Origin of the sequence: Paraburkholderia sp. J41, assembly GCF_905220235.1 — a bacterium.
Classification (GTDB): Bacteria; Pseudomonadota; Gammaproteobacteria; order Burkholderiales; family Burkholderiaceae; genus Paraburkholderia.
In genome coordinates this window covers 136439-158936 of record NZ_CAJMZE010000007.1, presented here as the reverse complement: position 1 = coordinate 158936, position 22498 = coordinate 136439, and the positions used below count along the sequence as shown (strand labels likewise).

The following is a 22498-nucleotide window of genomic DNA, read 5'->3' as shown; positions in this document are numbered from 1 at the left end:
CGGCCGGCAATAGCGCATGCGAGAAAAAGGCGGCGGGCGTGGTCAGCGCGGACGAGAGGGCGCAGCGGTCAGTACGCTCAGGCGATAGGTGCCGTCCACGACTTCCACGCCGTGAATGTCGTGGGCGAAGCCCGGAAACGCGCGATCGAACGTTTCGAGCGCCTTGAGGTACGCGAGCGCGGGGCCGTTTGCCGCGCCCGCGTTTTCGCCGGGCATCAGGAGCGGAATGCCGGGCGGATAGGGCACGACGCCCGTGGCGAGCGTGCGCCCCGCGAGCGCGTCGAGCGCGACGGTTTCCACGCGGCCTTTCACGAGCGATTCATAGGCTTGCGCGGGGCTGAGGTCGGGCGAGGGCAGCACGGAAAACGCCTTCGCGAGCCGCTCCGTCGAGTGCAATTCGCGCATCGTGTCGAACATCGACGCGGCCAGGTCGCGCAGGCCGAGACCGGCATAACGCGCCGGATGCGCGCTCGCGAGCGCGGGGATCGCCAGGTCGAGCGGCGCGTTGCTCTCGTAGTCGCGGCGGAATTCGAGCAGCGCGTTGACGAGCGTGCCCCACTTGCCTTTCGTCACGCCGAGGGAAAACAGGAACAGGATCGTGAAATCGGCGGTCTTTTCGGCGACGATCCCGCGCGCGTCCAGATAGCTCGTGACGACGGAGGCGGGAATGCCGGTTTCGGCGAGATCCCCCGAGACCCGCACGCCCGGCGTGACGATCGACACCTTGACCGGATCGAGCAGGCAGTAGCCGGGTTCGAGCGCGTCGAAGCCGTGCCAGGCGTCGCCGGGTTCCAGCGTCCAGCACGACGGATCGCTGGCGAGGCGTTCCGCGCTCGCGAGGTGGAACGGCAGCGCGCCCGCTTGCGCGTCGCGAATCGTTTCGGGCTGCCAGGCTTCGAAGAACCACTCGCCGCGCGCGGCGAATTCGGCATGCAGGCGCGACATCATCTGCCGGAACGCGATGGCCTCGTGTAGCGACTCCGAAGTCAACGCGCGGCCGCCCGGGCCGTCCATCATGGCCGCGCTCACGTCGTTCGACGCGATGATCGCGTATTGCGGCGAAGTCGAGGCGTGCATCATGAACGCCTCGTTGAAGCGTTCGTGCGGAATCGGCTGGCGCCCGTCGCGCACATGGATCATCGACGCCTGCGAGAGTGCGGCGAGCAGCTTGTGCGTGGATTGCGTCGAAAACACCGTGGGCCGCGAAGCATCGTATTCGCGCGGCTCGCCGTGCATCGCGAAGCGGCGCGCATAGAGCGGATTGAAGCGCGCGTAGCCGTACCAGGCTTCGTCGAAATGCAGCCGGTCCACGCTTTCGCCGAGTAGCGTCTCCACGCGCGCGACGTCGTAGCACAGGCCGTCGTAGGTCGAGTTGGTGACGATCGCATGCACCGGTTTCGGGTCGACGCCGTCGCGCACGAGCGGGTTGGCCGCGATGGCCGCTTCGAGCGCGGCGGCCGCGAGCCGCGCGGGCGGGATCGGGCCGATGATGCCGTAGCGGTTGCGCGTGGGCAGCAGATACGTCGGGATCGCGCCGCTGAGCGTCATCGCGTGCTCGACGGATTTGTGGCAGTTGCGGTCGCACAGCGCGACCTGGCCACGCGTGACGCTCGCCATGAGGATCACGCGATTCGACGTCGACGAGCCATTGGTCACGAAGTACGTGCGATGCGCGCCGAACACGCGGGCCGCATGACGCTCGGCCTCGCCGATCGGGCCGGAATGATCGAGCAGCGAACCCAGCTCGCCCACCGAGATCGACAGGTCGGAGCGAAACAGTTCCTCGCCGAAGAAGCTGAAAAACGCGCGCCCGACCGGCGATTTGAGGAACGCCGTGCCGCCGGTGTGACCGGGCGTGTGCCACGAATACTCGTAGACCTGCGAGAACTCGACGAGCGCGCGGAACATCGGCGGCAACACGCGCTCGCGGTAGCGGCGGATCGCGGCGAGAATGCGCCCGCCGATGAAGTCGGGCGAATCCTCGTGCAGCCAGATGAAGTCGTCGACCTGCTCCATCGCCGCGGCCGGAATGGCGGAAGCCGCGTGACGGCTCGCGAGCAGGAACACGGGAAGCTGCGCGTTGCGCAGGCGCGCCTCGTCGAGCACGCGCGTGGCGCCGGCGTGGCCGGGGTCGTCGTGCAGATCCCAGTCGAGCAGCAGGCATTGGATGGAGGCGTCGGAGGCGAGAACCGCGCGGGCGTCGTCGGCGCAATGCGAACGGACGACCTCGATCTGGCGGCTGCCAAGATCCTCGTCGAGCGTGCGCGAGGCGCGGCCGGCGGAGGTGTCGTCGGCGAGTTCGTCGGTGACGAACAGCGCGCGCATGGGGAAGCGGTCGGTGATGGCGCGGATCATGGGCGGGCCTTTTCGCCGCCGCACGGCGCGCAGCCTGCATGGAGCGACGCGAATGGGGCGGAGGCAATGACCGGCGCTCTGCCGTGGCGCCGGCGCGCCGGCGCAGCGGCCGTCACCGTGGTGCATGGATGCATGGTTGAAGCCCGTCCACGTGGTTGGGCGGCGTGGACGCGCAGGCGAGCGACGCCTCGCGCGGGCTCGCTGGCGATGCGCCTGTCCTGGCGAGTCGTGCCGCCACGGTTGGATTCCCGTCGGCCGAATCTCGGTTCGACCGATCGCCTATGCGGCGCCGCCGCCGAGATGAGCGTCACGCGTCCGGCAATCCGGCGGTGACGATCCCAGCGATCTCGGCGATCCCAGCAGCGACGAATAACCGCCTGCGCAAAGGCATCGGCATCTTAGTCCGCGCCAACGCTCGCCAGCATTGACTTCGATCAAGAATGACCGCTTGATATGTAGGGAATTTCGTCGGTGTGTAGGACGCGCGCGGACACTGCACGCGGCCATGGCAGGCCGCAATAGTTGATCTGCGTCAATTTTCAGTGGCTCGCCTCGAGCTTCCCCGCCGCGCCACGGTTTTTCGTTTGCCTTTCAGCGGCGGCGTTGAGGGCATGCGAAATGCTCAGTGCGTTGTCTCAGGCGGATTTCACGCCCTGACTTTTCGCAGCTTCGTCTGCGCCTATCCCACTTCGATGGAAGGAATACAGCAATGAAACCTCGTCAACACTTGATCTCGGCTCTCGCCATGCTTTCGTTCGCGGTGTCCGGCGCCGCGCTGGCACAAGGGGCGGGCGGCGGCAGCAGCGCGGGAACGGGCCCCGGCGCGACCGGCACCGACGGGCAAACCGGCAATGCCTCGGTCAACCAGGCCATCAATCAAAACCCGTCCGGCGCGGCCACGACGACGCACAAGTCCATGCATCGCTCGCACGCCAAGTCGCACGCGACCAAGCCGATGAACGACACGACGAACACGCCGGGCGCCGATGCCAGCAGCGACACCAAGGGCCAGTAAGCCAGGGCGCCCGTAGCGCTTGCCCGTAGCGCTTGAATCCGGTTCGGACGATTCCGGTTTTGCCGCTTTCCGCGCGGGACGGTTGCGCACGGAAACCCGCGGCAGGCCGGATCGGTCATTCGTCGTCCATCAGATGACGGATGACCAGCGCGGGGTCGGCAATGTCCAGAATCAGCCGGCGAAGAATGCGCCTGCGCATGTGATTCTCGTCGAGTATCCAGGGCGCGCCCTTTTCGCTGAGGTAGCGGGCGAGCGCATCGTTCGCGTCGGCGCTCGCCGGAAGGTTGAGGCGAGCGGCCAGCAATCCCGCCACGACGTCGTCGATCTCCATGTCGAGCGGCTTCGAGTCGATGCAAAGTTCGAGTTTCATCTCGGTCTCCGATAATCCGGTAATCCGGTAATCCGGTCGGGTGCCCGGTCGCGGCTGTCGGCCGATGCGCGCATGAAAACCGCATGAAAACCGCATGAAAACCGCATGAAAACGCCGCGCCGCCGAAGTGCTTGCGGCGTCATCGTTTTTCTTCACGTTTTTCTTCACGTATCGCACCGCGCGCCTGGACGCGCTTTCGCGCGTCGTTCGGGCCGCGACGACCTGGCTGTTCACGATTTTTTCGCCGGAAGATCACAGCGCAATCGCGATGCGGGCATCGGCGAACCGCCGCCTCGATAGCCGCGCTGTGTCCGACGGTTAGCGAAATAGAGGTGCCCGGCGGCGCTTCAAGAGTCGCGAAAAGACCGGGTTGTAACGGATTGTTTCTGCGCGCCGCCCAATCTGCCCAATCTGCCCAAGCCAAGCCGCAATGAACCGCGCCGAGACGCGAGATAGCGGGCGCCACCGGCCTGCGCGCCGGAACGAAAGCGCCGGCGAGGCGAGCCGGCGGCCGTGGCGGCGCCTCTTGAAATTTTTATTTCTTGCGCTATTTTTAGCATCGCTCAGGCAGTCGCGATAAGCGCTGCGTGTTTCGATTTGTTTGTCATGGGTTTCCCACGGGCAGACGGACTGGAGCGCGTGGTCCGGTTCGAAGCTTCGTGAGAGGCCCCGATTTCAAGGAGCCAGTCATGAGCGATCTTCTTTTCCGCACCGATCTGCTGGGCGAATTCGACCGCCTGCAACAGCAGATGAGCAGCCTCTTCGCGGGCTTTCCCGCGAGCCTGCGCGCCACGCGCAGCGAAATCTTTCCTCCCGTGAATATCGGCAGTACCGACGACAGCGTCGAAATCGTCGCGTTCGCGCCGGGGCTCGATCCGGCGTCCATCGACGTCTCCATCGACAAGGGGGTGCTGACGATCAGCGGCGAGCGCAAGCCTGACGCGCCGGAGGCCGCGGACGGTGTGCGCGTCTATGCCAGCGAGCGCTTCATGGGCGCGTTCCGCCGGGTGGTCGAGCTGCCGCAGCATGCCGACCCCGACAAGGTTGACGCCCGCTATGCGAACGGCTGTCTGACGATCAGCATCGGACGTTCGGAGGCGTCGAAGCCGCGCGCCATCACCGTGCAATAAGCCAACGGATCAAACATGCGAATCACGGAGGACATCATGAACGACAGCACCGAACTGGCAACCCGTCAGGCGCAAACCGGACTCGTCAACCGCGAGCGCGACAAGGCCGCGAAGCAGATCGCCCGCATCGCGCCCGCCGTGGACGTATTCGAGGACAACCGCGGCATCACGCTCTATGCCGATCTGCCGGGCGTGCCGCGCGAGAAGCTCGACGTGCGCGTGCAGGACGGCAGTCTGAGCATCGAGGCGGAAGCCGTGATCCCAACGCCGTCCGGGCTGCGTCTGCAACACGGCGAGGTGCGCCATCCGCACTTCTGGCGCGTCTTCACGCTTAGCCCGGATTTCGACGCCTCACGCATCGACGCGCAACTGCGCGACGGCGTGCTCAAGCTCAGCATTCCGCGCCGCGACGAGGCGAAGCCGCGCCGCATCCAGGTGAAGGCGGAATAACGCGCGCGCCGGGAAGAGAAGAAGCGCAGCGAGCCGGACTCGCGGCGCTTCTTCTCCGGCACAGGAGAAGGCAATGCTCAGCCCACATGAATTCGCAACGTTGATGCTGGTTCGTCAGTCGCCCGACCAGATCGACATGAATCGCGCCGAACTCGACGCGCTGCTCGAGCGCCAGTTGGTCATGCTGGAACACAACAACGCGGGCCGGCGGCGAGCGCACCTCACGGAGAAGGGCCGATCGTTTCTCGACACGCTGTATCCCGATCCCGCGCGGCATGGCAGACACGCGCGCTCCGAGCCGCGCAGGCCGCACCGTGACGGCAGTTCCGCCGTGCCGCGCGGCGGGACGACGGAGCCGGGATCTCAGGAAACGCCGGCGCAATGACCTGCCGGCCACGCGACGCCATCGACGTTGGTTTATGAATTCCCGTTGATGCGCACCTCAGGCAACAGGCTTTGCCGGCATATCGAACTCGTCGGCCTTGCCCCCGGTGTAGCCCTGACGGGTGCCGGGCGCGTCGATCACCGTATAGGGGAAGATGGGCGCAATCGCGCTCACCGTGTCGAGCTTTGCGATCTGGTCGGCCGAAAGCGCGACCTTCGCGGCTGCGAGATTGCTTTCGAGCTGTGCCAGCGTGCGCGGCCCGATGATGGGGAGCGGGCCTTTCGCCGCAACCCAGGCGATGGCGATCTCACCCGGCGTCACGCCCGCTTCGTTGGCAACGGCGATGAGCGTGTCGAGGATCGCGGAGCGTTGAGGCGAATTTTCAGCCTGGAACACATTGCCGCCGAAGCCTTCGCGTCTACCGGTTTCTCCATTGCGGTATTTGCCGGTCAGCATGCCGCCGCCCAACGGCGACCAGGCGACGATGCCGAGCCCCAAGGCGCGCCCCGCCGGAAGCAGCTCGTGCTCCGTGCTGCGCTCGACGAGACTGTGTTCGACCTGTAGACCGGCAATGGGGACCGTGCCGCGCAATTCGGCAATCGTCGCTGCGCGCGCCACGCGCCACGCGGGAAAATCGGAGAGGCCGGCGTAGAGAATCTTGCCCGCGCGAACAAGGTCGTCGAATCCGCGCACAAGTTCTTCGAGCGGCGTAACGCCGTCCGACATGTGCGCCCACAGCAGGTCGATGCGATCCGTGCGAAGCCGCTTGAGGCTCGCCTCGACCGAGGCAATCATCGCCTTTCGGCTGTTGCCCGTGACGAGAATGCCGTCCTGCGGCGTGGCTCTGAACGTGAACTTCGACGCCAGCACGAAATCGTCTCGCCGGCCCGCGAGCAGTTCGCCGAGGATCTCCTCGGACTGACCGAACTGATAGCCATTGGCCGTGTCGATGAAGTTGCCGCCTGCCGCGGCGTACGCCTCGAAAATGCGGCGGGATTCCTCCGGCTCGGCGCCGTGCCCCCAGCGGGTGCCGAAGTTTCCTGCTCCGAGAACCAGATTCGAAACCCGCAGACCCGTATGCTCGCCAAAAAGCGTGTAACGCATAGAACGTACTCCTTACGATAGTGAACTGTGTGATGCGAAATTGATGCGAAATCGCCGACCGGGTTGTCCAGCTTCGATCGGCGCGCTCCACGGTTGAGACTCGCCGTTCATGTCGGCGGGCCAGGATTTTCGTCGGCGAAACGGAACAACGCGGCGGCTCGAATACGGACCCCGCCTTGATCACCGAGACCGCCGGACCGACGCCCGCTTCGTTCCTTTTGTGTACCGAGCGGTAAGTATGTGACGATGGACTGCATCGTGTCAACGGCTTAACATACCAATCGGTAAAAATCTTTTTGCGAGTAGACGATGGCAATGGGCAGGCCGAGGGAATTCGACGTGGACAAGGCGCTCGATCAGGCCCTGGAGATTTTCTGGGCCAAGGGGTACGAGGGAACCTCGTTGACCGATCTCACGGAGGCAGTCGGCGTCAACAAGCCCAGTCTTTATGCGGCGTTCGGCGGCAAGGAGCAGTTGTTCTTAAAGGCGCTTGACCGTTACCGCGAGCGGCTCGGCGCGTTTGCCGCGCCTTCGTTGATGCTGCCGTCCGCGCGCGAAGGCATCGAGGCGTTTCTTCGTGCCTTGGCGACGTTCCAGAGCAGGGCCGATACGCCGAAAGGTTGCCTGCTCGTTCAAGGCGCGCTGGCCGGGAGCGAGGATTCCCGGGAGGTGATCGGCGTGTTGTGCAAGGTCCGGGAATCGGGACGGGAAATGATCCGCAAATGCCTGGAGCGCGCCCGCGAGCAAGGCGAATTGCCGCCCGACGCCGATGTCGCCGCACTGGCGCGATATTTTCTTACCGTATCGCAGGGCATTTCGGTTCAGGCAAGCAGCGGGGTTCCGACCGAGGAATTGCACAAGACGATCGCTATCGCCATGACCGCATGGCCTGAATTGCGTCCGGTGCGAGGCCGGCAAGCGAAGCGGCCGAAGCCGGGGCCATGATCTTCAGAGATTCGTGTGTACCGCCAAAGCCAAGCCGCTTCGTGGAAATCCGATGACGCGCGAGGATGACCGGAGGAAAGCCGGCGCACATGCCTGGAACGGGGCTTGCTAGAGGCTTGCGTGAACCACAGGGGAAAGCCATGGACGACTCATCTCATCAACACTCCGCGGCAGCTCCGCTCGGCAGCGTGCCGGATTCGAGCAGCCCGGCCTATGCGCGCGGCAATCCCGCAAGCCGGCTTTTCGATTCGCTCGCCGCAGCGGTGACGAGATGGGCGGGGTCGCCGCTCGCCTTCGCGGTTGCCGTTGGCTGCGTGGTGCTCTGGATCGTGACCGGGCCGGTGTTCCATTACTCGGACGGATGGCAGCTCGTTATCAATACCGGGACCACCATCATCACGTTTCTTATGGTGTTTCTGATCCAGCAGAGTCAGAACAAGGACAGCGTGGCGGTGCATCTGAAGCTCAACGAACTTCTCGCGGCGAACCACTCGGCGAGCAACACGCTGATTGGGATCGAGGATGCTTCGGAGGAGGATCTTCGCCGGATCGCGGATGCCTATCTCGCGCTGGCCGAGAAAGCGGGACAACGACGTGGCGGCCAGCGGCCGAATGTCGAAGCTTCGGCGACGGCAGCCCGTGAGAACTGTCACGAACCCGGGCGGAAATAGCCGATACCCGAAGCGGCGAAATCGTTGCCCGTATGCGCCGCTTTCTCAAGCCGAGACTTGGCGGCGAATCGCGGCGAATTGCTCGTCCAGGTATTGCTCCAGCGGACGGCGCGCCTGCTCCGCGCTCCATTGATCGGAAGCCAGACGAATCGCACCGATACCAATCATGGCCGCGGCGCGCAATCCCGGCTCGTCGTCCGCTTCGGGCCATCGCTCCCGCAGCGCAGCCAGAAGCTCGCGTTCGTTTCGCTCATAGCTCGCCTGCTTCAAAGCCCGCAACAATTCCGTCGATCTCATGAAGCGATCGATCGCAATGGCCTGCTCGCTTTCATAACTCGCGATCATGCCGCGCAATGCCGCGTGTATCGCGCGAAGCGGCCGCCAACGCTTCGGCACTTTCGCCAGGGCAAGCCGGAACGCGTCCTCCGCGTCGCCTTGCAGGGCGACGATGATGGCTTCCTTGCCATCGAAATAATGGAAAAAAGTTCGTCGTGCGATTTCCGCCGCGTCCGCGATGGCATCAATCGTAGTGGCTTCGTATCCGCGCTCCAGAAACAGCGACAGCGCCGCCGCAACGATCCGTTGCTGCGTTTGCCGCCGCTTGCGCGCCCGCAGACCCTCTTGCTGTTGTTCTGACATGTCTGGAAATCGCTCCCGCGAGAATTATGCCACGCTTGCAAAATTGCACTACAGTGCAATATTATGGTTTTCCGGGTCGCGCACGTCGTGCATGCCGTGCAGGGCGCGACTGCATGCGCGGCGTGGATCGTTTATCGGGAGCAAACGAGATGGGTTGGTCATTGGCGGATATCCCTTCGCAGGAAGATCGGTTGGCGGTCGTGACAGGAACGGGCGGTTTGGGATACGAAACCGCGCTCGCGCTCGCGCGGGCAGGCGCCGACGTGGTTCTGGCAGGGCGCAACGCCGCCAAAGGAAACGCGTCCGTGGAAAAGATCCGGCGCGCTGTGCCTCGCGCGCGAATAGCTTTCGAAGCGCTCGATCTTGCGAGCCTGCATTCCGTCGAGCAGTTCGCCGCGCGCATGCTGGCGCATCGCCCCAGAATCGACCTTCTGGTCAATAATGCCGGCGTCATGAATCTTCCCGATCGGCAGACGACGGAAGACGGTTTCGAGATGCAGTTCGGAACCAACTACCTGGGGCATTTTGCATTGACGGCCAGGCTGTTCCCGCTGCTGCGCGGCGCACGCGAACCGCGTGTGGTCAATCTGAGCAGTCTTTATCATCGCGCCGGCCGAATCGACTTCGACGATCTTCAGGCTAGCCGGAACTACAAACCGCAAAAAGCCTATGCGCAATCCAAGCTCGCCATGCTCATGTTCGCGCTGGAATTGCAGCGTCGCGCCACCGCGGCGGGGCTGCAACTCATCAGCAACGCGGCCCATCCGGGCTTTGCGCTGACCGAGCTGATACCCAATGGGCCGGGCGCCGACGGCTGGCTGCAAGCAGTTAGCCGATGCCTCATTCAACCGTGGGCGGCGCAGTCTGCCGCCGATGGCGCGCTGCCCACGCTTTTCGCGGCAACGGCCGTGGACGCAAAAGGCGGCGCCTATTACGGTCCTGGCCGTCTTTTCGAGCTGAAAGGGCCGCCCGTCACGGCCAGGATCGCGGCGCAAGCGTTGGACGAGCTCGTTGCGAAGCAGCTATGGCGCGTCTCCGAAAAGCTGGTCGGGCTTTCCCCGCTTTGACCCGGCGCCGGTATCTTCGCGTGCCTCAGGCGGCTGCCGGGCGAAAGCGATGAGCGCCTGGCGGTATCAGATGGGTTCTTCGTGCGATGCCGAAGGGCCGACATATTCGTAGCGCGCCGTGTTCACGTGCGAGATGCGAAGCTCGACGGGTTCCTGATGATACGAATAGGCGACGCGTCGAACTTCGAGCAGCGGCGTACCCGGCGGCACTTCGAGCAACTGCGCGTCGGTCTCGTTCGCCGTCACGACCCGCAGCCGTTCTTCGGTGCCGACCACGTTGATGTGGAACGCGTCCTGATAGAAGTTGTAAAGCGTGCTGGGCCGCTCGCGCAACGCGGCTTCGGTCAGCCCCGCGAAGCGTTCCTCGGCCACGGTGATGCTGTCGATCATGACCGTTTCGCCGTGCAGCGCCAGCCGGTTGACGAACGAAAACACGCGCGCGTTGGGCTCGATACCGAGCGCCGCGGCGACTTCGCGCGACGCTTTGGTCCGCGAAAACGACACGTGCGCCACCGTGGGATAACTCTTCTCCCCATCCTGACGCACCACGCGGAAAAACCGGAAAAAGTAGCGGTCGCGCTGGTGCTGGGCGACGAACGTGCCTAGCCCTTGATGCCGCACGAGGATGTTGTCGGCGACGAGTTCGTCGATGGCCTTGCGCAGCGTGCCGATCGAAACGCCGAAGCGTTCGGAGAGTTTCTTTTCGGACGGAATTGCCTCGCCGCCTTTCCATTCCTTCGCCGACAACGCGGCAAGGATGCCGTTTTTCACTTCCTTGTACCGTGTCCCCCCAATGACAGGCGCGTTGGTTACCGCGCTCGCCTGGGTCACGCCGTTTTTCACTGTGCTCATTGCGCCGTACTCCCTTCCTGGCTTGTCTTTCCAGCGTTTTGCCGATTCTACCCCATCTGTCTGATCCAACACATATATATGATATGGTTGACATGTATGAGTGTGATGACTATTATCCGCTCCATGGCCGCGTGCCAGACCTCGTGAACACAATGGAGACACTCAAATGAGCCAGGCAGCTCAAGCAGCACAACAGGCGAATTCGACGGCACCTCAAGGCGATCCGGCGCGCAGGACGATTCACATCGTGCTGCACGAGGGCAAGGACACGGTTGGCGTCGCGGTCGTGGAGGGCATCAAGGCGGGCACGCAGTTGAATGCGTGGATCATGGACGAAGACGAAGTGGTGACGGTCGCGGCGAGACAGGACATTCCGATCGGTCACAAGGTGGCGCTCAAGGACATGGCGGTGGGCGATACGGTCTACAAATACGGCGTCGATATCGGCAAGGTGGTGGCGCCCATTCAGGCCGGCGAGCACGCTCACGTTCACAACATCAAGACCAAGCGCTGGTAAGCCGCGCCTTCAACGCGGACAGCCCGCCTGCCGCATTCCTCCCATACAGAGAGAGACACCATGAGCGTGATCGACCAGAACACCATCTTCCGCGGCTATCGCCGCACGAACGGCCGCGTCGGCGTGCGCAACCACGTCATCATCCTTCCCGTCGACGATCTTTCGAATGCCGCCGCGCAAGCGGTCGAGCACAACATCAAGGGCACCATGGCCTTGCCGCATCCCTACGGGCGGCTGCAATTCGGCGCGGACCTCGACCTGCATTTCCGCACGTTGATCGGCGCGGGCTGCAACCCGAACGTCGCGGGCGTGATCGTGATCGGCATCGAGGAAGGCTGGACCAAGCGCGTGGTCGACGGCATCGCGAAGTCCGGCAAGCCGGTGATGGGCTTCGGCATCGAACTGCACGGCGACCATGACACGATCATGCGCGCCTCCAAGGCCGCGAAGGAGATGGTGCAGTGGGCGACCACGCTGGAGCGCGAGGAGTGCCCGATTTCCGAGCTGTGGGTGTCGACCAAATGCGGCGAGTCGGATACGACGTCGGGCTGCGGGGCGAATCCCACCGTCGGCAATGCCTTCGACAAGCTTTATGGCCTCGGCACGACGCTCGTGTTCGGCGAGACGTCGGAGTTGACGGGCGGCGAGCAGATCGTTGCGGCGCGCTGCGCGAGCGATGAGGTGCGCGAGCGCTTCCAGTTCATGTTCGACCGCTATCAGGACATGATCAACCGCTGGAAAACCGACGATCTTTCCGAGTCGCAGCCGACCAAGGGCAACATCGCCGGCGGCCTCACCACGATCGAGGAAAAGGCGCTCGGCAACATCCAGAAGATCGGCAAGAAGTGCCGCGTGGACGGCGTGCTCGACAAGGCAGAGGAACCGACGCATTCGGGCTTGTGGTTCATGGACTCGTCGTCGGCCGCGGCGGAAATGGTGACGCTGTGCGCGGCTTCCGGGTTCGCCGTGCATTTCTTCCCGACGGGGCAGGGCAATGTGATCGGCAATCCGATCGTGCCGGTGATCAAGATTTGCGCGAATCCGCGTACCGTGCGCACGATGAGCGAGCACATCGACGTGGACGTGTCGGGCCTGCTCCAGCGCGAGCAGAATCTCGATCAGGCCGGCGACAAGCTGCTCGAGTCGATGCTCGCCACCGTGAACGGACGCTGGACCGCGGCGGAAACGCTGGGTCATCGCGAATTCGTGCTCACGCGTCTGTTCGAAAGCGCATGACGGCTTGAGCGACCCCTCGAAAGTCCGCCGGCGCGGCGGGCTTTGCGAACGTAGTTTCGCCGCAGCGGCGCGCGCCGATACGCAAAAGGCCGAGTGGATACGGCCGCGCAACCGGACCCGGCGGTTCGGTTGCGGTGCGCGACGCTGTTTCACGAAGCAGCAGCGAGTGGAGGAGACACCATCTTGCGCGTGCTCAGACATCTCTATGCCCAGGTCTTGATCGGACTTGCGGCCGGTATTCTCGTCGGCTTTTTCTGGCCGCATTTGGGCGTGCAAATGAAGCCGTTGGGCGACACGTTCATTCGCCTCATCAAAATGCTCATTACCCTGGTGATTTTCTGCACCGTGTCGCTGGGTATTGCCCGCATGGAAAACCTCAAGCATGTGGGGCGAGTGGGCGTCAAAACGATCGCGTATTTCGAAGTCATGACCACGCTCGCACTCGTGCTCGGTCTCGTGGTGGCCAATGTTCTGCATCCGGGGGAAGGGCTCAATATCGACCCGGCCACGCTCGATGCGCAAGCCGTCGGCCGCTACGTGGGCGAAGCGCATGCGGCGGCGTCGCAAAGCTTTCTCGACGAAATCGTGCCGAATTCGGTGATCGGCGCGTTCGCGCGGGGCAACCTGCTCCAGGTGCTGCTGTTCTCGGTGCTGTTCGGCGTGGCCTTGTCGATCATGTCGCGCCGCAGCCGCTTTCTCTCGCGTGTGATCGAGCAAAGCGGCGAGGCGCTCATGCGCATCGTCGAGATGATCATGCGGCTTGCGCCGCTCGGCGCGTTCGGCGCAATGGCGTTCACCGTCGGCAAGTACGGCATCGGCACGTTGCAACAGTTAGGCATGCTGATCGTCTGCTTCTATCTCACCAGCATCCTGTTTATCGTATTGGTGCTCGGCACGATATGCCGCTGGGCGGGCGTCAGCCTTTGGTCGCTGCTCAACTATCTGCGCGAAGAACTGCTGATCGTGCTCGGCACGTCGACGACCGAGTCGGTGCTGCCGCGCCTGATGGAGAAGCTCGAACGCCTGGGTTGCCCTCGCTCGATCGTGGGGCTCGTGCTGCCCACCGGCTATTCGTTCAACCTGGACGGCGCCGCCATTTATCTCACGATGACGTCGCTTTTCATCGCGCAAGCCACCAATACGCATCTGTCGCTCTTGCAGCAACTCGGCTTGCTCGCCGTTCTTCTGCTCACGTCGAAGGGCGGCGCGGGGGTGGCGGGCGCGGCACTCGTCGCGCTTACCGCCACGCTTTCGACGCACAACATCATTCCCGTCGCGGGCATCACTTTGATTATCGGCATCGACCGCGTGCTCAACGAGATTCGCGCGATCGTCAACATGATCGGCAACGCCGTGGCGACGATCGTGGTGGCGCGCTGGGAAGGCGCATTCGACGTGCAGCAGGCGCGAAGCGTGCTGGCCGGACCGCGCGCCGGCTCCCGCGACGACGCGGCGCCGGAGACGGCCCACGGCGTCGACAAGCGCGCGCCGCGCGCCTACGCACAGGAGCGCTCACGTTGAAAAACAACCGGAAGAAAATCGTCGTCAGCGAATTCATGGACGCCTCGGTGGTGGAGGCGTTGCGGCGTCATTTCGACGTGCATGCGCAGGCGTCGCTGGCCGATGCGCCGGACCAGTTGCGCGCGCAGCTCGCCGACGCTCACGCGCTGATCGTGCGTAATCGCACCCAGGTCACCGCCGCGTTGCTGGACGGCGCGCCGGCGTTGTCCGTGATCGGGCGGCTTGGCGTCGGGTTGGACAACATCGCGCTCGATGCGTGCCGCAAGCGCGGTGTGCGGGTTTTTCCGGCGACGGGCGCGAATGCGGCGGCCGTCGCGGAATACGTGATTGCCACGACGCTGATGCTCCTGCGGGGCGCGTATGGAGCAAGCGCCGACGTCGCGCGCGGACGGTGGCCGCGCACGGCGTTGTCGAACGGCCGCGAGGCGGCGGGCAGTACCATGGCCGTGATCGGCTTCGGCGGCATCGGGCGTCTCGTCGCGCAGCTCGCGCGCGGAATTGGCATGCGGGTGGTGGGCTACGATCCGCAAATCGCGGCGGATGCCGACTGCTGGCACGAAACGGGAGCGCGGGGCATGGCGTTCGACGACGCGTTGCGCGCGGCCGACGTGGTGACGCTTCATGTGCCGCTCGTGGAAAGCACGCACAATCTCATCGGCGCGGCGCAACTCGCGTTGCTCAAGCCTCACGCCGTGCTGATCAACACGGCGCGCGGCGGTGTGATCGACGAAAGCGCGCTGGGCGAAGCGCTGGTGCAAGGCCGCCTTGGCGGCGCCGCGCTCGATGTTTTCGCCGACGAGCCCCTCAAGGCGGGCTCGCCGCTCGAGGGCGTGCCGAACCTGATCCTGACGCCGCATATCGCCGGCTTGACGATGCAGTCGAACGAGCGGGTCAGCACGCTGGTCGCCGAGCGCGTGACCGAGGCGCTGCTCGCGGACGAACACGAATCAACCACAACGAGGTCGCTTTGACATGACGCGGATATCGTCTGATGAACTCACGAAGCTGGCCGCGCGCACGCTGCTCGCCGCGGGCGCGACGCCGCGCACCGCCGACGCGACGGCGCGCGCGCTCGTCTACGCCGACGAGCGGGGCTTGTCCTCTCACGGCGTCGCGCGCTTGCCCATGTATGTCGCGCAGTTGCGCAACGGCCGTGTCGATGCGGCCGCGACGCCTGAAATCGTCGCATCGCGCAACGCGGCTGTGCTGATCGACGCGGCGGACGGCATGGCGTTTCCGGCGTGCGAACTCGCCGTCGAAACGCTCGTGAAGCGCGCTCGCGAACACGGCAGCGCCGTCGCGAGCGTCAAGCGCAGCCATCATCTGGGAGCGGGCGCCTGGCATCTGGAGCCGGTCGGCGCGGCCGGGATGGTGGGCCTCGCGTTCAGCAACACGCCGGCGGCCATGCCCGCGTGGGGAGGCCGGCATCCCGTGTTCGGCACCAATCCGGTGGCGGCGGTGTTTCCGCGCCGCGAGGGCCGGCCGTTGATGATCGACCTTTCGCTGTCCAATGTCGCGCGGGGCAAGATCATGGTGGCGGCACGCGAAGGCAAGCCCATTCCCGAAGGCTGGGCAACGTCGCGCGACGGCCGGCCGACGACCGATGCGAAGGTCGCACTGGACGGCATGATGCTTCCGTTCGGCGGCACCAAGGGGGCGATGCTGGCCTTGATGGTGGAACTGCTCGCGGCCGCGCTGTGCGGCGCGAACTTCGGCTACGAAGCGGGCTCGTTCCTGACCGAGGCGGGAGAGCGGTCGCGCGTGGGGCACCTGTTCTGGGCGATCGACCCCGGCGCGCTGGCGGGCAATGCCGTTTATCTGTCGCGCGTCGAGGCGTTGATCGACGTGATGCTGCAAGACCCCGAAGTGCGGTTGCCGGGCCAGCGGCGGGCGCAACTCGCCGAGTCCGCGGCGCGCGACGGCGTGGACATTCCCGAGGCATTGCTCGAACAGTTGAACGTTCTCGCGGGATAGAAACGCGCGCAGCGCCGGTGAAACGCGAATGCGCTAGATCGCCGTGAAATAGCTCTTGATTGCGTCGGTGAACGCCGTGCGGCTGTGCTTGACGCGTTCCAGCAGTCCGACATGGCGCCGCACGTCGACGCCGTCGAGCGGCATGACGCGGATCGCGCTATCGCTTTCGAAATCCACGTTCGCGAGCCTGGGCACGATGGAGATGCCGAAGCCCTGGCGCACGAGCGCGACGATCGCTTCGACCGAGTTCAGTTCCATCGCCTCGTTGACTTCGACCTTGCACTGGTCGAGCACGTTCTGCACCAGATGCCCGGTCCATGTGCCGCGATCGAAACGCATGAATGGCGCATCGCGGAGAATTTCGAGCTGCTCGCCGGCCAGGTCGAAATGCGGCGCGGTCGGCAGGATGAGAATCATCGGCTCCGAATAGAGCGGAGTCCAAAGCAATGTGGATGCGAGCGCGTGCGGCGACTGAGTGACGACCGCCGCATCGAGTTCGCCGATTTCCACCTGGCGCGCGAAGTCGCTCGACATGCCCGCGAGCAAATGCACGTCGAGGCGCGGATGTTGCCGGCGAATGGACCACAAGGCGTCGGCGAACGCGCCCATCAACGCCGAAACGAGCGCGCCCATCACCACGGTCCCCGACATTTCGTCGCAACCGGCGGAGACTTCGAGCAGCTCGTAACGGCGCACGATTTCTTCGATCTCGGGGATAAGCGCGCGGCCAACGGGATTCAGTACCGCCGCTCTTGCATTGCGGTCAAAAAGCTGAACATTGAGATCGCCTTCGAGCGCGCGAATCTGGAGTCCGACGGCGGCGGCCGTGAGTCCGACCTTGTTGCCGGCCGCGGCAAACGTGCCGCACCGCGCGACCGTGAGAAAGATTTTGAGCGTGCGAATAGATGGCATGGTTCGCGATGAGCGGAAAAGACATGCGCGATTCGATTCAGGAAATTCTACGCAAGCTAAAGCATCTCCTGGTCTCAGGAAAACCATTACTGCGTTTATCTTTAGCTAATAGCAGGCAACAATGGACGCAGCGATGCGGCCGCAATGCCGTGCGCGATGTCGTGCTTAGTGTCGTGCTGGATGTCGCGCGTATTTCCTCCTGAACGCTGAAAAACGCACCGAGGCTCTTTATCAATGATCGCCTGGTTGAATGCGCAACTGGCCGCAAGCGCCGTGGGTTTCGGCGCCACTTCGATCGCGGTTGCGGGAAGCGTGGTTGCGTTTGCGTATCTGGTCTATGGCCTTACCGGGTTCGGCTCCTCCATCGTCGCCATTCCGTTGCTGACGCAACTGGTGCCGCTGCGAACGGCCACGCCCGTGATGCTGGTGCTGGATCTCGTCGCCGGGACGCTCGTGGGCATGCGCAACCTTCGGTCGGTGCAAACGCGCGAACTCCAGCGGCTCGCGCCGTGGTTGTGCATTGGCCTTCTGCTCGGCGTGAGCGTGCTTGTTTGCGTGCCGGAAAAACCGCTCGAACTCATTCTTGGCGTGTGCTTGCTCGGGTACTCGCTCTGGCGCGTGACGAGCCGCGGCGAGTTTCGCGAGATAGGCGGGCGCTGGGCTTTGCCGTTGGGATTCTTCGGCGGGTGTCTCACGGCTGTGTTCGGCACGGGCGGCCCCGTCTATACGATCTATCTCGCGGGACGTTTGCGCGATCCCGACGAGCGGCGCGCCACCATCAGCGCGCTCATTACCGCCACGGCGGTGGCGCGCCTCGTTCTCTTCGCGGTCTCCGGGCTTTATCGAAATCCGGCTGTCTTGCCGCTCGCCAGTCTGCTGTTGCCTTGCGGCGCAGCGGGCCTGTTCGCCGGCGCGAGGCTGCGACGCGCCATTTCCGCGCCTCGCGTCTTGCTGCTTCTGTGGATCGTTCTTATTCTCGCGGCGCTCAATTTGATCATTCGTTCGGTACCTGCTTTGTTCGGTTAATGCGCGTGCTTGCTGACACCCGCGAAACGCGCGCGTTCGTTTCGATTCCCGTTAAACAAGGAGAAGACGATGATTCACGCGGTATTGCATGAACACGAAGATACGGTCGGCGTTGCGGTGGTGGAGGGCATCAAGGCCGGCGTGGCGTTGAATGCCTGGATCATGAACGACGACACGCTCGTGGAGATCGTGGCCCAGCAAGACATTCCGATCGGTCACAAGGTGGCGCTCAAGGATATGGCAGTGGGCGACACGGTCTACAAATACGGCGTCGATATCGGCAAGGTGATCGTGCCCATCAAGGCGGGCGATCACGCTCACGTTCACAACATCAAGACGAAGCGCTGGTAGCGCGCCGATCGAGACGTTCGGTCGGGTTTGAAGGCGCGACCGAACGACCGGGACGGCGTGGAATTTTCGCCCGATAGAGGCGACGCCACGCCGTTGACAACGGGTCTGGGAGCTGGGTCTGCGCGGCCCGGCATCGCTCTCTTTCGCGCCGCGCGAACGCGGCCCGAAGCGAGACCAAGGAGACACCCCATGTTGCGTCGTATCTGCAAGCACATCTACGTTCAGGTGCTGATCGCCATTGTGATCGGCATCGCGCTCGGCCACTTTTTTCCGGCCTTTGCCCAATCCCTCAAGCCGCTCTCCGACGCGTTCATTCGTCTGATCAAAATGATCACGCCGCCGCTGATTTTCACCACGATCGTATGTGGCGCTTCGCAGATCGGCGAGATGCGCACGCTCGGAAGAATCGCGGGAAAGACGCTCGTCTATTTCGAGGTGGTGACGACGATGGCGCTGCTGCTGGGCCTGTTGATCGTCAACGTATTCGCTCCCGGCGAAGGGATGAACATCCAGCCCGGCACCGCCGATGTTCACGCGTTGGCGCAGTATCAGACGGAAGTGCATCATGACGGCGGCCTAACGGGCTTTTTTCTCCACATTATTCCGTCGAGTTTTTTGAGCCCTTTTGCTTCGGGCGACATGCTTCAGATCGTCGTGATCGCTTGCCTGTTCGCCGTGGGCCTGTCCTATGTCGGTGAGAAAGGCAAGCCAGTGTTGACGTTCTTCGACGCCGTGTCCGAGGTGTTATTCAAGATCGTGGGTTTCATCATGAAGCTCGCGCCGCTGGGCGCTTTGGGTGCAATGGGCTTCGCGGTGGGGAAATACGGTGTTGCCGCGCTGAACTCGCTCGGCATGCTGCTCGTCACGATCTATGTCGCGACGATTTTCTTTCTCGTTGTCGTGCTCGGCACCATCTGCCGCATGAGCGGGTTCAGGCTGCTCCGTCTGCTCAATCATCTGAAGGGCGAAATTCTTCTGGTTCTAGCCACCACGTCCTCCGAGTCGGTATTCCCCCAGTTGATCCGCAAGCTCGAAGGCATGGGTTGCCCGAAGCAGGTAGTCGGCATCGTGATGCCGATGGGCTATTCCTTCAACCTGGACGGTACTTGCGTGGCCCAGGTGATTTGCGCGCTGTTCATTGCCCAGGCGTATAACGTCCCGCTTTCGTGGGGCGACCAGATCGGCCTGATGGTGCTTTCCATGATCAGCTCGAAAGGCGCAGCGGGGGTTTCGGGCGCGGGATTCGTCACGTTGCTCGCCACGCTCACGGCGTTCAAGCAGATACCCATTGAGGGCGCCGCGCTGATTCTTGGCGTGGACCGTTTCATTTCCGAAGTTCGGGCGGTGACCAACATGATTGGCAACGCCGTGGCCACACTCGTGATTTCCGGACTCGAGAAGGAGCGCGACAACGTGCAGATGGCCGCGGTGCTCAAGCTTCGCCGCGTGCCGGGCGAGGCATAGTAAATCTTTGTCTGAACGCCAGAATTACTCGATTTTTCTTGATGGCGACCTGGTGAACAATGGCTTCATGAAATGGGTTTGGTTCATCGCGTCAGCCACTATTCGAGAGGCATTGTGAATAACGACACACTTCGAGTCAGAGTATGGAGGAGCGCCACGCGAGGGCTTGCCGCCTTCGACGTGCCGCGTTACGAAAGTCAAACGGTGCTGGACGTCGTGACGCTCATTCAACGGCAGTTGCAGCCCGATCTCGCTTACCGGTTCGCCTGCCGCGTCGGTATGTGCGGATCGTGCGCGATGAACGTCAACGGCAAGGCGCGCTGGACGTGCCGCACGCACGTGTCGAAAGTCGCCGTGAACGACGAACTGGAGATCGCGCCGCTCTCGAACCTTCCCGTCATCAAGGACCTCGTGACCGACATGAGCGCCTTCTTCGACAAATGGAGCCGCGCGAAAGGCCAATTCTCCGGCGAGCGCACGCGTCACGACGACTTCGCGAACGTGAGCCCCGACAGCGCGCAACGAAAGGCGGCCGACGCCGGAATCGAGTGCATCGGTTGCGGCGTGTGCTACTCGTCCTGCGACGTCGTGACGTGGCGTCCCGACTATCTCGGGCCGGCGGCGTTGAATCGCGCATGGACGCTCGTCAACGACGAACGCGACACGCAAACGCGTGAACGCCTGCGCGCGGTGGCGGGCGACGCGGGATGTCACTCGTGCCATACGCAGGCGACCTGCACGGAACGGTGTCCTAAACATCTTTCGCCCACGGCCGGTATTGCGGGTCTCAAGCGCATGACGATGAAAGCCGCGCGCGAAGGAGACTTGTGATGCAGGGCATGTCGCTTCGCACGCAAGCGCGTCTTTGGTACTGGCAGCGCATGAGCGCGATGGTGCTCGCGCTTTGTGTGTTCGTTCACCTTGGCGTGATCATTTACGCCGTTCATGGCGGGCTTAGCGCAGCGGGCATTCTCGGGCGCACGCGCGGCAACCTGGTGTTCGGCGTTTTCTACACGTTATTCGTGATTGCTTGCGCGGTCCATGTGCCTATCGGTCTACTAAGAATTTCGGAGGAATGGCTGCATTGGCGCGGAAAGTCCGCTCAACTGGCGTGTTTTGCCTGCTCGGCGGCCCTTGCGGTAATGGGGTTGCGAGCCGTTTATGGAGTCGTATTTTGATGCGAAAGAACGACTACCGCGCCCGCACGCATCCTGCCTGGTGGGCCTTCCTCGTGCATCGACTGTCCGGGATCGGGCTGGCCTTGTTTTTACCGGTTCACTTCTGGGCCCTGGGCCATGCCATCAAGGGCGTAGCCGCGCTCGACGGCTTTCTTCGCGCGACCGATCAGCCCATGTTCCGGTTCGGCGAGTGGGGACTCGTGGTGCTCCTGTCGCTTCATCTGATGGGCGGCATTCGGCTCTTGCTGATCGAATTCCTGCCTTGGGGCGGCTTGAGGAAAAACTGGCTTGCCTTCGGTTTGGGGGCGAGTACCTGCACTGGCCTCGCATTCCTGCTCGCATTGATTCATTGATTCGGCTTCCTGATTATTTATCTGATAATTGGCCGGAATATCGACCGGAATATCGGCACGGAAAAAATCCCCCGCAATTCGTAGTAACGATCTGGAACAGACGACCATGAAACTCGACCTGGAAGTTGTCGAGGAGGCTTCGAAAGCGCTCTATATCCGCGCGCTCAAGTTGCTTCCGCCCGATGTGAAGGAAGGCATAGAAAAACTCTCCGCCAGCGAAACGTCGCCGGTGGCGCAGCAGGTTTTGTCGACGATGCAGACCAATATCCGCGTAGCCGAAGCAACGGAGAACCTGCTTTGCCAGGATACGGGCATTCCGATTTACAACGTCCTGCTGGGCCGGAATGTGGAGTTCGACGGCTTCGAACTGAAGGCGGCCATACGAACGGGCTGCGAGCGCGCGACGCGCGAGCACCCGCTGCGTTCGTCGGTGGTGCATCCGCTCACGCGCAAGAACAATCACACGTCATGCGGTATCGAAGTTCCCGTCATTCACGTCGATTTCACGGACGAGAACGAGACCGCGACCATCGAGATGGTGCCGAAGGGCAGCGGCTCGGAGAACAACTCGTTTCTGAAGATGGCCGTGCCTGCCGAGGGTATCGACGCGATCAAGATGTTCGTCGTCGACTGCGTGGTGGGCGCCGGAGGCAAAACGTGTCCGCCGACGATCGTGGGCGTTGGACTTGGCGGCACGTCCGACCTTTCCGTCGCGCTCGCCAAGCGCGCCGCGACGCGCGCGCTCGGAACGGTCTGCGCCGACCCGCAAGGCGCGGCGCTGGAGCGCGAACTGTCCGACGCGGTGAACCGCCTGGGCGTGGGGCCACAGGGATTGGGCGGGGACAGTACGGCGTTTGCCGTGCATATCGAGCTTGCGTCGACGCACATCACGATGAATCCCATCGCGGTCAACATGCAATGCCATTCCGCGCGGCGCGCCAGGGCGCGGCTCACGCCGGGCGGCATCACTTACGGGTTCTGAC

Annotated in this window: 26 protein-coding genes; 20 read left to right on the top strand and 6 right to left on the bottom strand. The window is 63.5% G+C overall.

The features are described 5' to 3' along the window. Positions 1 to 42: 42 nt before the first annotated feature. Entirely contained in the window at positions 43 to 2355 is a 2313-nt protein-coding gene (locus U5805_RS09655; protein ID WP_322103242.1) for an Orn/Lys/Arg decarboxylase N-terminal domain-containing protein, read from the bottom strand. Between the two features lie 709 nt (positions 2356 to 3064). Between U5805_RS09655 and U5805_RS09650 the strand changes: the two genes are divergently transcribed. Continuing rightward, positions 3065 to 3370, top strand: coding sequence for a hypothetical protein (locus U5805_RS09650; RefSeq protein ID WP_322103241.1), 306 nt, complete (start codon positions 3065 to 3067; stop codon positions 3368 to 3370). Positions 3371 to 3485: 115 nt separating this feature from the next. Here the strand turns inward: U5805_RS09650 and U5805_RS09645 are convergent, their stop codons facing one another. Continuing rightward, a complete protein-coding gene (locus U5805_RS09645; RefSeq protein ID WP_322103360.1) occupies positions 3486 to 3740 on the bottom strand; it encodes a hypothetical protein in 255 nt (84 codons plus the stop codon). Positions 3741 to 4429: 689 nt separating this feature from the next. Here U5805_RS09645 and U5805_RS09640 point away from each other — a divergent pair. The 3 genes from U5805_RS09640 to U5805_RS09630 all read left to right on the top strand — a co-directional run bounded on the left by U5805_RS09640 (position 4430) and on the right by U5805_RS09630 (position 5705). Next, positions 4430 to 4870, top strand: coding sequence for an Hsp20/alpha crystallin family protein (locus U5805_RS09640; RefSeq protein ID WP_322103240.1), 441 nt, complete (start codon positions 4430 to 4432; stop codon positions 4868 to 4870). A gap of 36 nt (positions 4871 to 4906) precedes the next feature. Further along, the gene (locus U5805_RS09635; RefSeq protein WP_322103239.1) at positions 4907 to 5320 is read left to right on the top strand and encodes an Hsp20/alpha crystallin family protein; all 414 of its coding nucleotides are present in this window, start codon (positions 4907 to 4909) and stop codon (positions 5318 to 5320) included. 73 nt (positions 5321 to 5393) lie between these two features. Beyond that, entirely contained in the window at positions 5394 to 5705 is a 312-nt protein-coding gene (locus tag U5805_RS09630; RefSeq protein WP_322103238.1) for a hypothetical protein, read from the top strand. A 57-nt stretch (positions 5706 to 5762) separates the two neighbouring features. Here the strand turns inward: U5805_RS09630 and U5805_RS09625 are convergent, their stop codons facing one another. Next, positions 5763 to 6809, bottom strand: a complete 1047-nt coding sequence (locus tag U5805_RS09625; protein WP_322103237.1) for an aldo/keto reductase — start codon at positions 6807 to 6809, stop codon at positions 5763 to 5765. Positions 6810 to 7148: 339 nt separating this feature from the next. Between U5805_RS09625 and U5805_RS09620 the strand changes: the two genes are divergently transcribed. Together U5805_RS09620 and U5805_RS09615 are read left to right on the top strand one after the other, a co-directional pair. Next, positions 7149 to 7754: a TetR/AcrR family transcriptional regulator gene (locus U5805_RS09620; protein ID WP_322103236.1), complete on the top strand. Its 606-nt coding sequence runs from the start codon at positions 7149 to 7151 to the stop codon at positions 7752 to 7754. A gap of 140 nt (positions 7755 to 7894) precedes the next feature. Continuing rightward, a complete protein-coding gene (locus U5805_RS09615) occupies positions 7895 to 8425 on the top strand; it encodes a low affinity iron permease family protein (RefSeq protein WP_322103235.1) in 531 nt (176 codons plus the stop codon). Between the two features lie 45 nt (positions 8426 to 8470). On the opposite strand, the gene U5805_RS09610 is transcribed toward U5805_RS09615, so the two are convergent. Further along, positions 8471 to 9064 carry a helix-turn-helix domain-containing protein gene (locus U5805_RS09610; RefSeq protein WP_322103234.1) on the bottom strand — a complete coding sequence of 198 codons (594 nt, stop codon included), beginning with the start codon at positions 9062 to 9064 and terminating at the stop codon, positions 8471 to 8473. Positions 9065 to 9177: 113 nt separating this feature from the next. On the opposite strand from U5805_RS09610, the gene U5805_RS09605 reads away from it, so the two are divergent. Next, positions 9178 to 10131, top strand: a complete 954-nt coding sequence (locus U5805_RS09605) for an oxidoreductase (protein ID WP_322103233.1) — start codon at positions 9178 to 9180, stop codon at positions 10129 to 10131. 66 nt (positions 10132 to 10197) lie between these two features. Here the strand turns inward: U5805_RS09605 and U5805_RS09600 are convergent, their stop codons facing one another. Then, positions 10198 to 10983: a GntR family transcriptional regulator gene (locus U5805_RS09600; RefSeq protein WP_322103232.1), complete on the bottom strand. Its 786-nt coding sequence runs from the start codon at positions 10981 to 10983 to the stop codon at positions 10198 to 10200. Between the two features lie 247 nt (positions 10984 to 11230). Here U5805_RS09600 and U5805_RS09595 point away from each other — a divergent pair, with 247 nt between their 5' ends. From U5805_RS09595 to U5805_RS09575, 5 genes are all read left to right on the top strand, one after another. Continuing rightward, a complete protein-coding gene (locus U5805_RS09595; protein WP_322103359.1) occupies positions 11231 to 11500 on the top strand; it encodes a UxaA family hydrolase in 270 nt (89 codons plus the stop codon). Positions 11501 to 11560: 60 nt separating this feature from the next. Next, on the top strand, positions 11561 to 12736 hold the full coding sequence (locus U5805_RS09590; protein WP_322103231.1) for a UxaA family hydrolase: 1176 nt from the start codon (positions 11561 to 11563) through the stop codon (positions 12734 to 12736). Positions 12737 to 12919: 183 nt separating this feature from the next. Continuing rightward, positions 12920 to 14257 (top strand): C4-dicarboxylate transporter DctA, encoded by a 1338-nt coding sequence (gene dctA, locus U5805_RS09585; protein ID WP_415914564.1) that lies wholly within the window; start codon positions 12920 to 12922, stop codon positions 14255 to 14257. Next, positions 14254 to 15228 (top strand): hydroxyacid dehydrogenase, encoded by a 975-nt coding sequence (locus U5805_RS09580; RefSeq protein WP_322103230.1) that lies wholly within the window; start codon positions 14254 to 14256, stop codon positions 15226 to 15228. The genes dctA (U5805_RS09585) and U5805_RS09580 overlap by 4 nt, the downstream gene beginning before the upstream one ends. Position 15229: 1 nt before the next feature. Next, positions 15230 to 16231: an Ldh family oxidoreductase gene (locus U5805_RS09575; RefSeq protein WP_322103229.1), complete on the top strand. Its 1002-nt coding sequence runs from the start codon at positions 15230 to 15232 to the stop codon at positions 16229 to 16231. Between the two features lie 33 nt (positions 16232 to 16264). Here the strand turns inward: U5805_RS09575 and U5805_RS09570 are convergent, their stop codons facing one another. Continuing rightward, positions 16265 to 17143: a LysR family transcriptional regulator gene (locus tag U5805_RS09570; protein WP_322103228.1), complete on the bottom strand. Its 879-nt coding sequence runs from the start codon at positions 17141 to 17143 to the stop codon at positions 16265 to 16267. On the opposite strand from U5805_RS09570, the gene U5805_RS09565 reads away from it, so the two are divergent. The 8 genes from U5805_RS09565 to U5805_RS09530 all read left to right on the top strand — a co-directional run bounded on the left by U5805_RS09565 (position 17137) and on the right by U5805_RS09530 (position 22497). Continuing rightward, positions 17137 to 17346, top strand: coding sequence for a hypothetical protein (locus U5805_RS09565; RefSeq protein WP_322103227.1), 210 nt, complete (start codon positions 17137 to 17139; stop codon positions 17344 to 17346). The two genes, U5805_RS09570 and U5805_RS09565, sit on opposite strands and share 7 nt — an antisense overlap. 31 nt (positions 17347 to 17377) lie before the next feature. Continuing rightward, positions 17378 to 18169: a sulfite exporter TauE/SafE family protein gene (locus U5805_RS09560; protein WP_322103226.1), complete on the top strand. Its 792-nt coding sequence runs from the start codon at positions 17378 to 17380 to the stop codon at positions 18167 to 18169. 69 nt (positions 18170 to 18238) lie between these two features. After that, a complete protein-coding gene (locus U5805_RS09555) occupies positions 18239 to 18520 on the top strand; it encodes a UxaA family hydrolase (RefSeq protein ID WP_322103225.1) in 282 nt (93 codons plus the stop codon). A 189-nt stretch (positions 18521 to 18709) separates the two neighbouring features. Next, entirely contained in the window at positions 18710 to 19984 is a 1275-nt protein-coding gene (dctA, locus tag U5805_RS09550; RefSeq protein ID WP_322103224.1) for a C4-dicarboxylate transporter DctA, read from the top strand. 72 nt (positions 19985 to 20056) lie between these two features. Further along, complete coding sequence (locus tag U5805_RS09545; protein ID WP_322103223.1) at positions 20057 to 20815, top strand: succinate dehydrogenase/fumarate reductase iron-sulfur subunit; 759 nt, start codon at positions 20057 to 20059, stop codon at positions 20813 to 20815. After that, the gene (locus U5805_RS09540; protein ID WP_322103222.1) at positions 20815 to 21162 is read left to right on the top strand and encodes a succinate dehydrogenase; all 348 of its coding nucleotides are present in this window, start codon (positions 20815 to 20817) and stop codon (positions 21160 to 21162) included. Before U5805_RS09545 ends, U5805_RS09540 begins: the two co-directional genes overlap by 1 nt. After that, positions 21162 to 21515 (top strand): succinate dehydrogenase, encoded by a 354-nt coding sequence (locus U5805_RS09535; protein ID WP_322103221.1) that lies wholly within the window; start codon positions 21162 to 21164, stop codon positions 21513 to 21515. The genes U5805_RS09540 and U5805_RS09535 overlap by 1 nt, the downstream gene beginning before the upstream one ends. Positions 21516 to 21621: 106 nt before the next feature. After that, positions 21622 to 22497, top strand: a complete 876-nt coding sequence (locus tag U5805_RS09530) for a fumarate hydratase (protein WP_322103220.1) — start codon at positions 21622 to 21624, stop codon at positions 22495 to 22497. Position 22498: the final 1 nt, after the last annotated feature.

What these genes read in the sequence shown, in the direction of transcription:
- U5805_RS09590 (WP_322103231.1), top strand. Translation starts at nt 11,561, where the DNA reads ATGAGCGTGATCGACCAGAACACCATCTTCCGCGGCTATCGCCGCACG.
- U5805_RS09535 (WP_322103221.1), top strand. Translation starts at nt 21,162, where the DNA reads ATGCGAAAGAACGACTACCGCGCCCGCACGCATCCTGCCTGGTGGGCC.
- U5805_RS09650 (WP_322103241.1), top strand. Translation starts at nt 3,065, where the DNA reads ATGAAACCTCGTCAACACTTGATCTCGGCTCTCGCCATGCTTTCGTTC.
- U5805_RS09565 (WP_322103227.1), top strand. Translation starts at nt 17,137, where the DNA reads ATGGCATGGTTCGCGATGAGCGGAAAAGACATGCGCGATTCGATTCAG.
- U5805_RS09545 (WP_322103223.1), top strand. Translation starts at nt 20,057, where the DNA reads ATGGGTTTGGTTCATCGCGTCAGCCACTATTCGAGAGGCATTGTGAAT.
- U5805_RS09635 (WP_322103239.1), top strand. Translation starts at nt 4,907, where the DNA reads ATGAACGACAGCACCGAACTGGCAACCCGTCAGGCGCAAACCGGACTC.
- U5805_RS09560 (WP_322103226.1), top strand. Translation starts at nt 17,378, where the DNA reads ATGATCGCCTGGTTGAATGCGCAACTGGCCGCAAGCGCCGTGGGTTTC.
- U5805_RS09530 (WP_322103220.1), top strand. Translation starts at nt 21,622, where the DNA reads ATGAAACTCGACCTGGAAGTTGTCGAGGAGGCTTCGAAAGCGCTCTAT.
- U5805_RS09555 (WP_322103225.1), top strand. Translation starts at nt 18,239, where the DNA reads ATGATTCACGCGGTATTGCATGAACACGAAGATACGGTCGGCGTTGCG.
- U5805_RS09625 (WP_322103237.1), bottom strand. Translation starts at nt 6,809, where the DNA reads ATGCGTTACACGCTTTTTGGCGAGCATACGGGTCTGCGGGTTTCGAAT.
- U5805_RS09610 (WP_322103234.1), bottom strand. Translation starts at nt 9,064, where the DNA reads ATGTCAGAACAACAGCAAGAGGGTCTGCGGGCGCGCAAGCGGCGGCAA.
- U5805_RS09655 (WP_322103242.1), bottom strand. Translation starts at nt 2,355, where the DNA reads ATGATCCGCGCCATCACCGACCGCTTCCCCATGCGCGCGCTGTTCGTC.
- U5805_RS09630 (WP_322103238.1), top strand. Translation starts at nt 5,394, where the DNA reads ATGCTCAGCCCACATGAATTCGCAACGTTGATGCTGGTTCGTCAGTCG.
- U5805_RS09575 (WP_322103229.1), top strand. Translation starts at nt 15,230, where the DNA reads ATGACGCGGATATCGTCTGATGAACTCACGAAGCTGGCCGCGCGCACG.
- U5805_RS09645 (WP_322103360.1), bottom strand. Translation starts at nt 3,740, where the DNA reads ATGAAACTCGAACTTTGCATCGACTCGAAGCCGCTCGACATGGAGATC.
- U5805_RS09600 (WP_322103232.1), bottom strand. Translation starts at nt 10,983, where the DNA reads ATGAGCACAGTGAAAAACGGCGTGACCCAGGCGAGCGCGGTAACCAAC.
- U5805_RS09615 (WP_322103235.1), top strand. Translation starts at nt 7,895, where the DNA reads ATGGACGACTCATCTCATCAACACTCCGCGGCAGCTCCGCTCGGCAGC.
- U5805_RS09540 (WP_322103222.1), top strand. Translation starts at nt 20,815, where the DNA reads ATGCAGGGCATGTCGCTTCGCACGCAAGCGCGTCTTTGGTACTGGCAG.
- U5805_RS09570 (WP_322103228.1), bottom strand. Translation starts at nt 17,143, where the DNA reads ATGCCATCTATTCGCACGCTCAAAATCTTTCTCACGGTCGCGCGGTGC.
- dctA (WP_322103224.1), top strand. Translation starts at nt 18,710, where the DNA reads ATGTTGCGTCGTATCTGCAAGCACATCTACGTTCAGGTGCTGATCGCC.
- U5805_RS09640 (WP_322103240.1), top strand. Translation starts at nt 4,430, where the DNA reads ATGAGCGATCTTCTTTTCCGCACCGATCTGCTGGGCGAATTCGACCGC.
- U5805_RS09605 (WP_322103233.1), top strand. Translation starts at nt 9,178, where the DNA reads ATGCGCGGCGTGGATCGTTTATCGGGAGCAAACGAGATGGGTTGGTCA.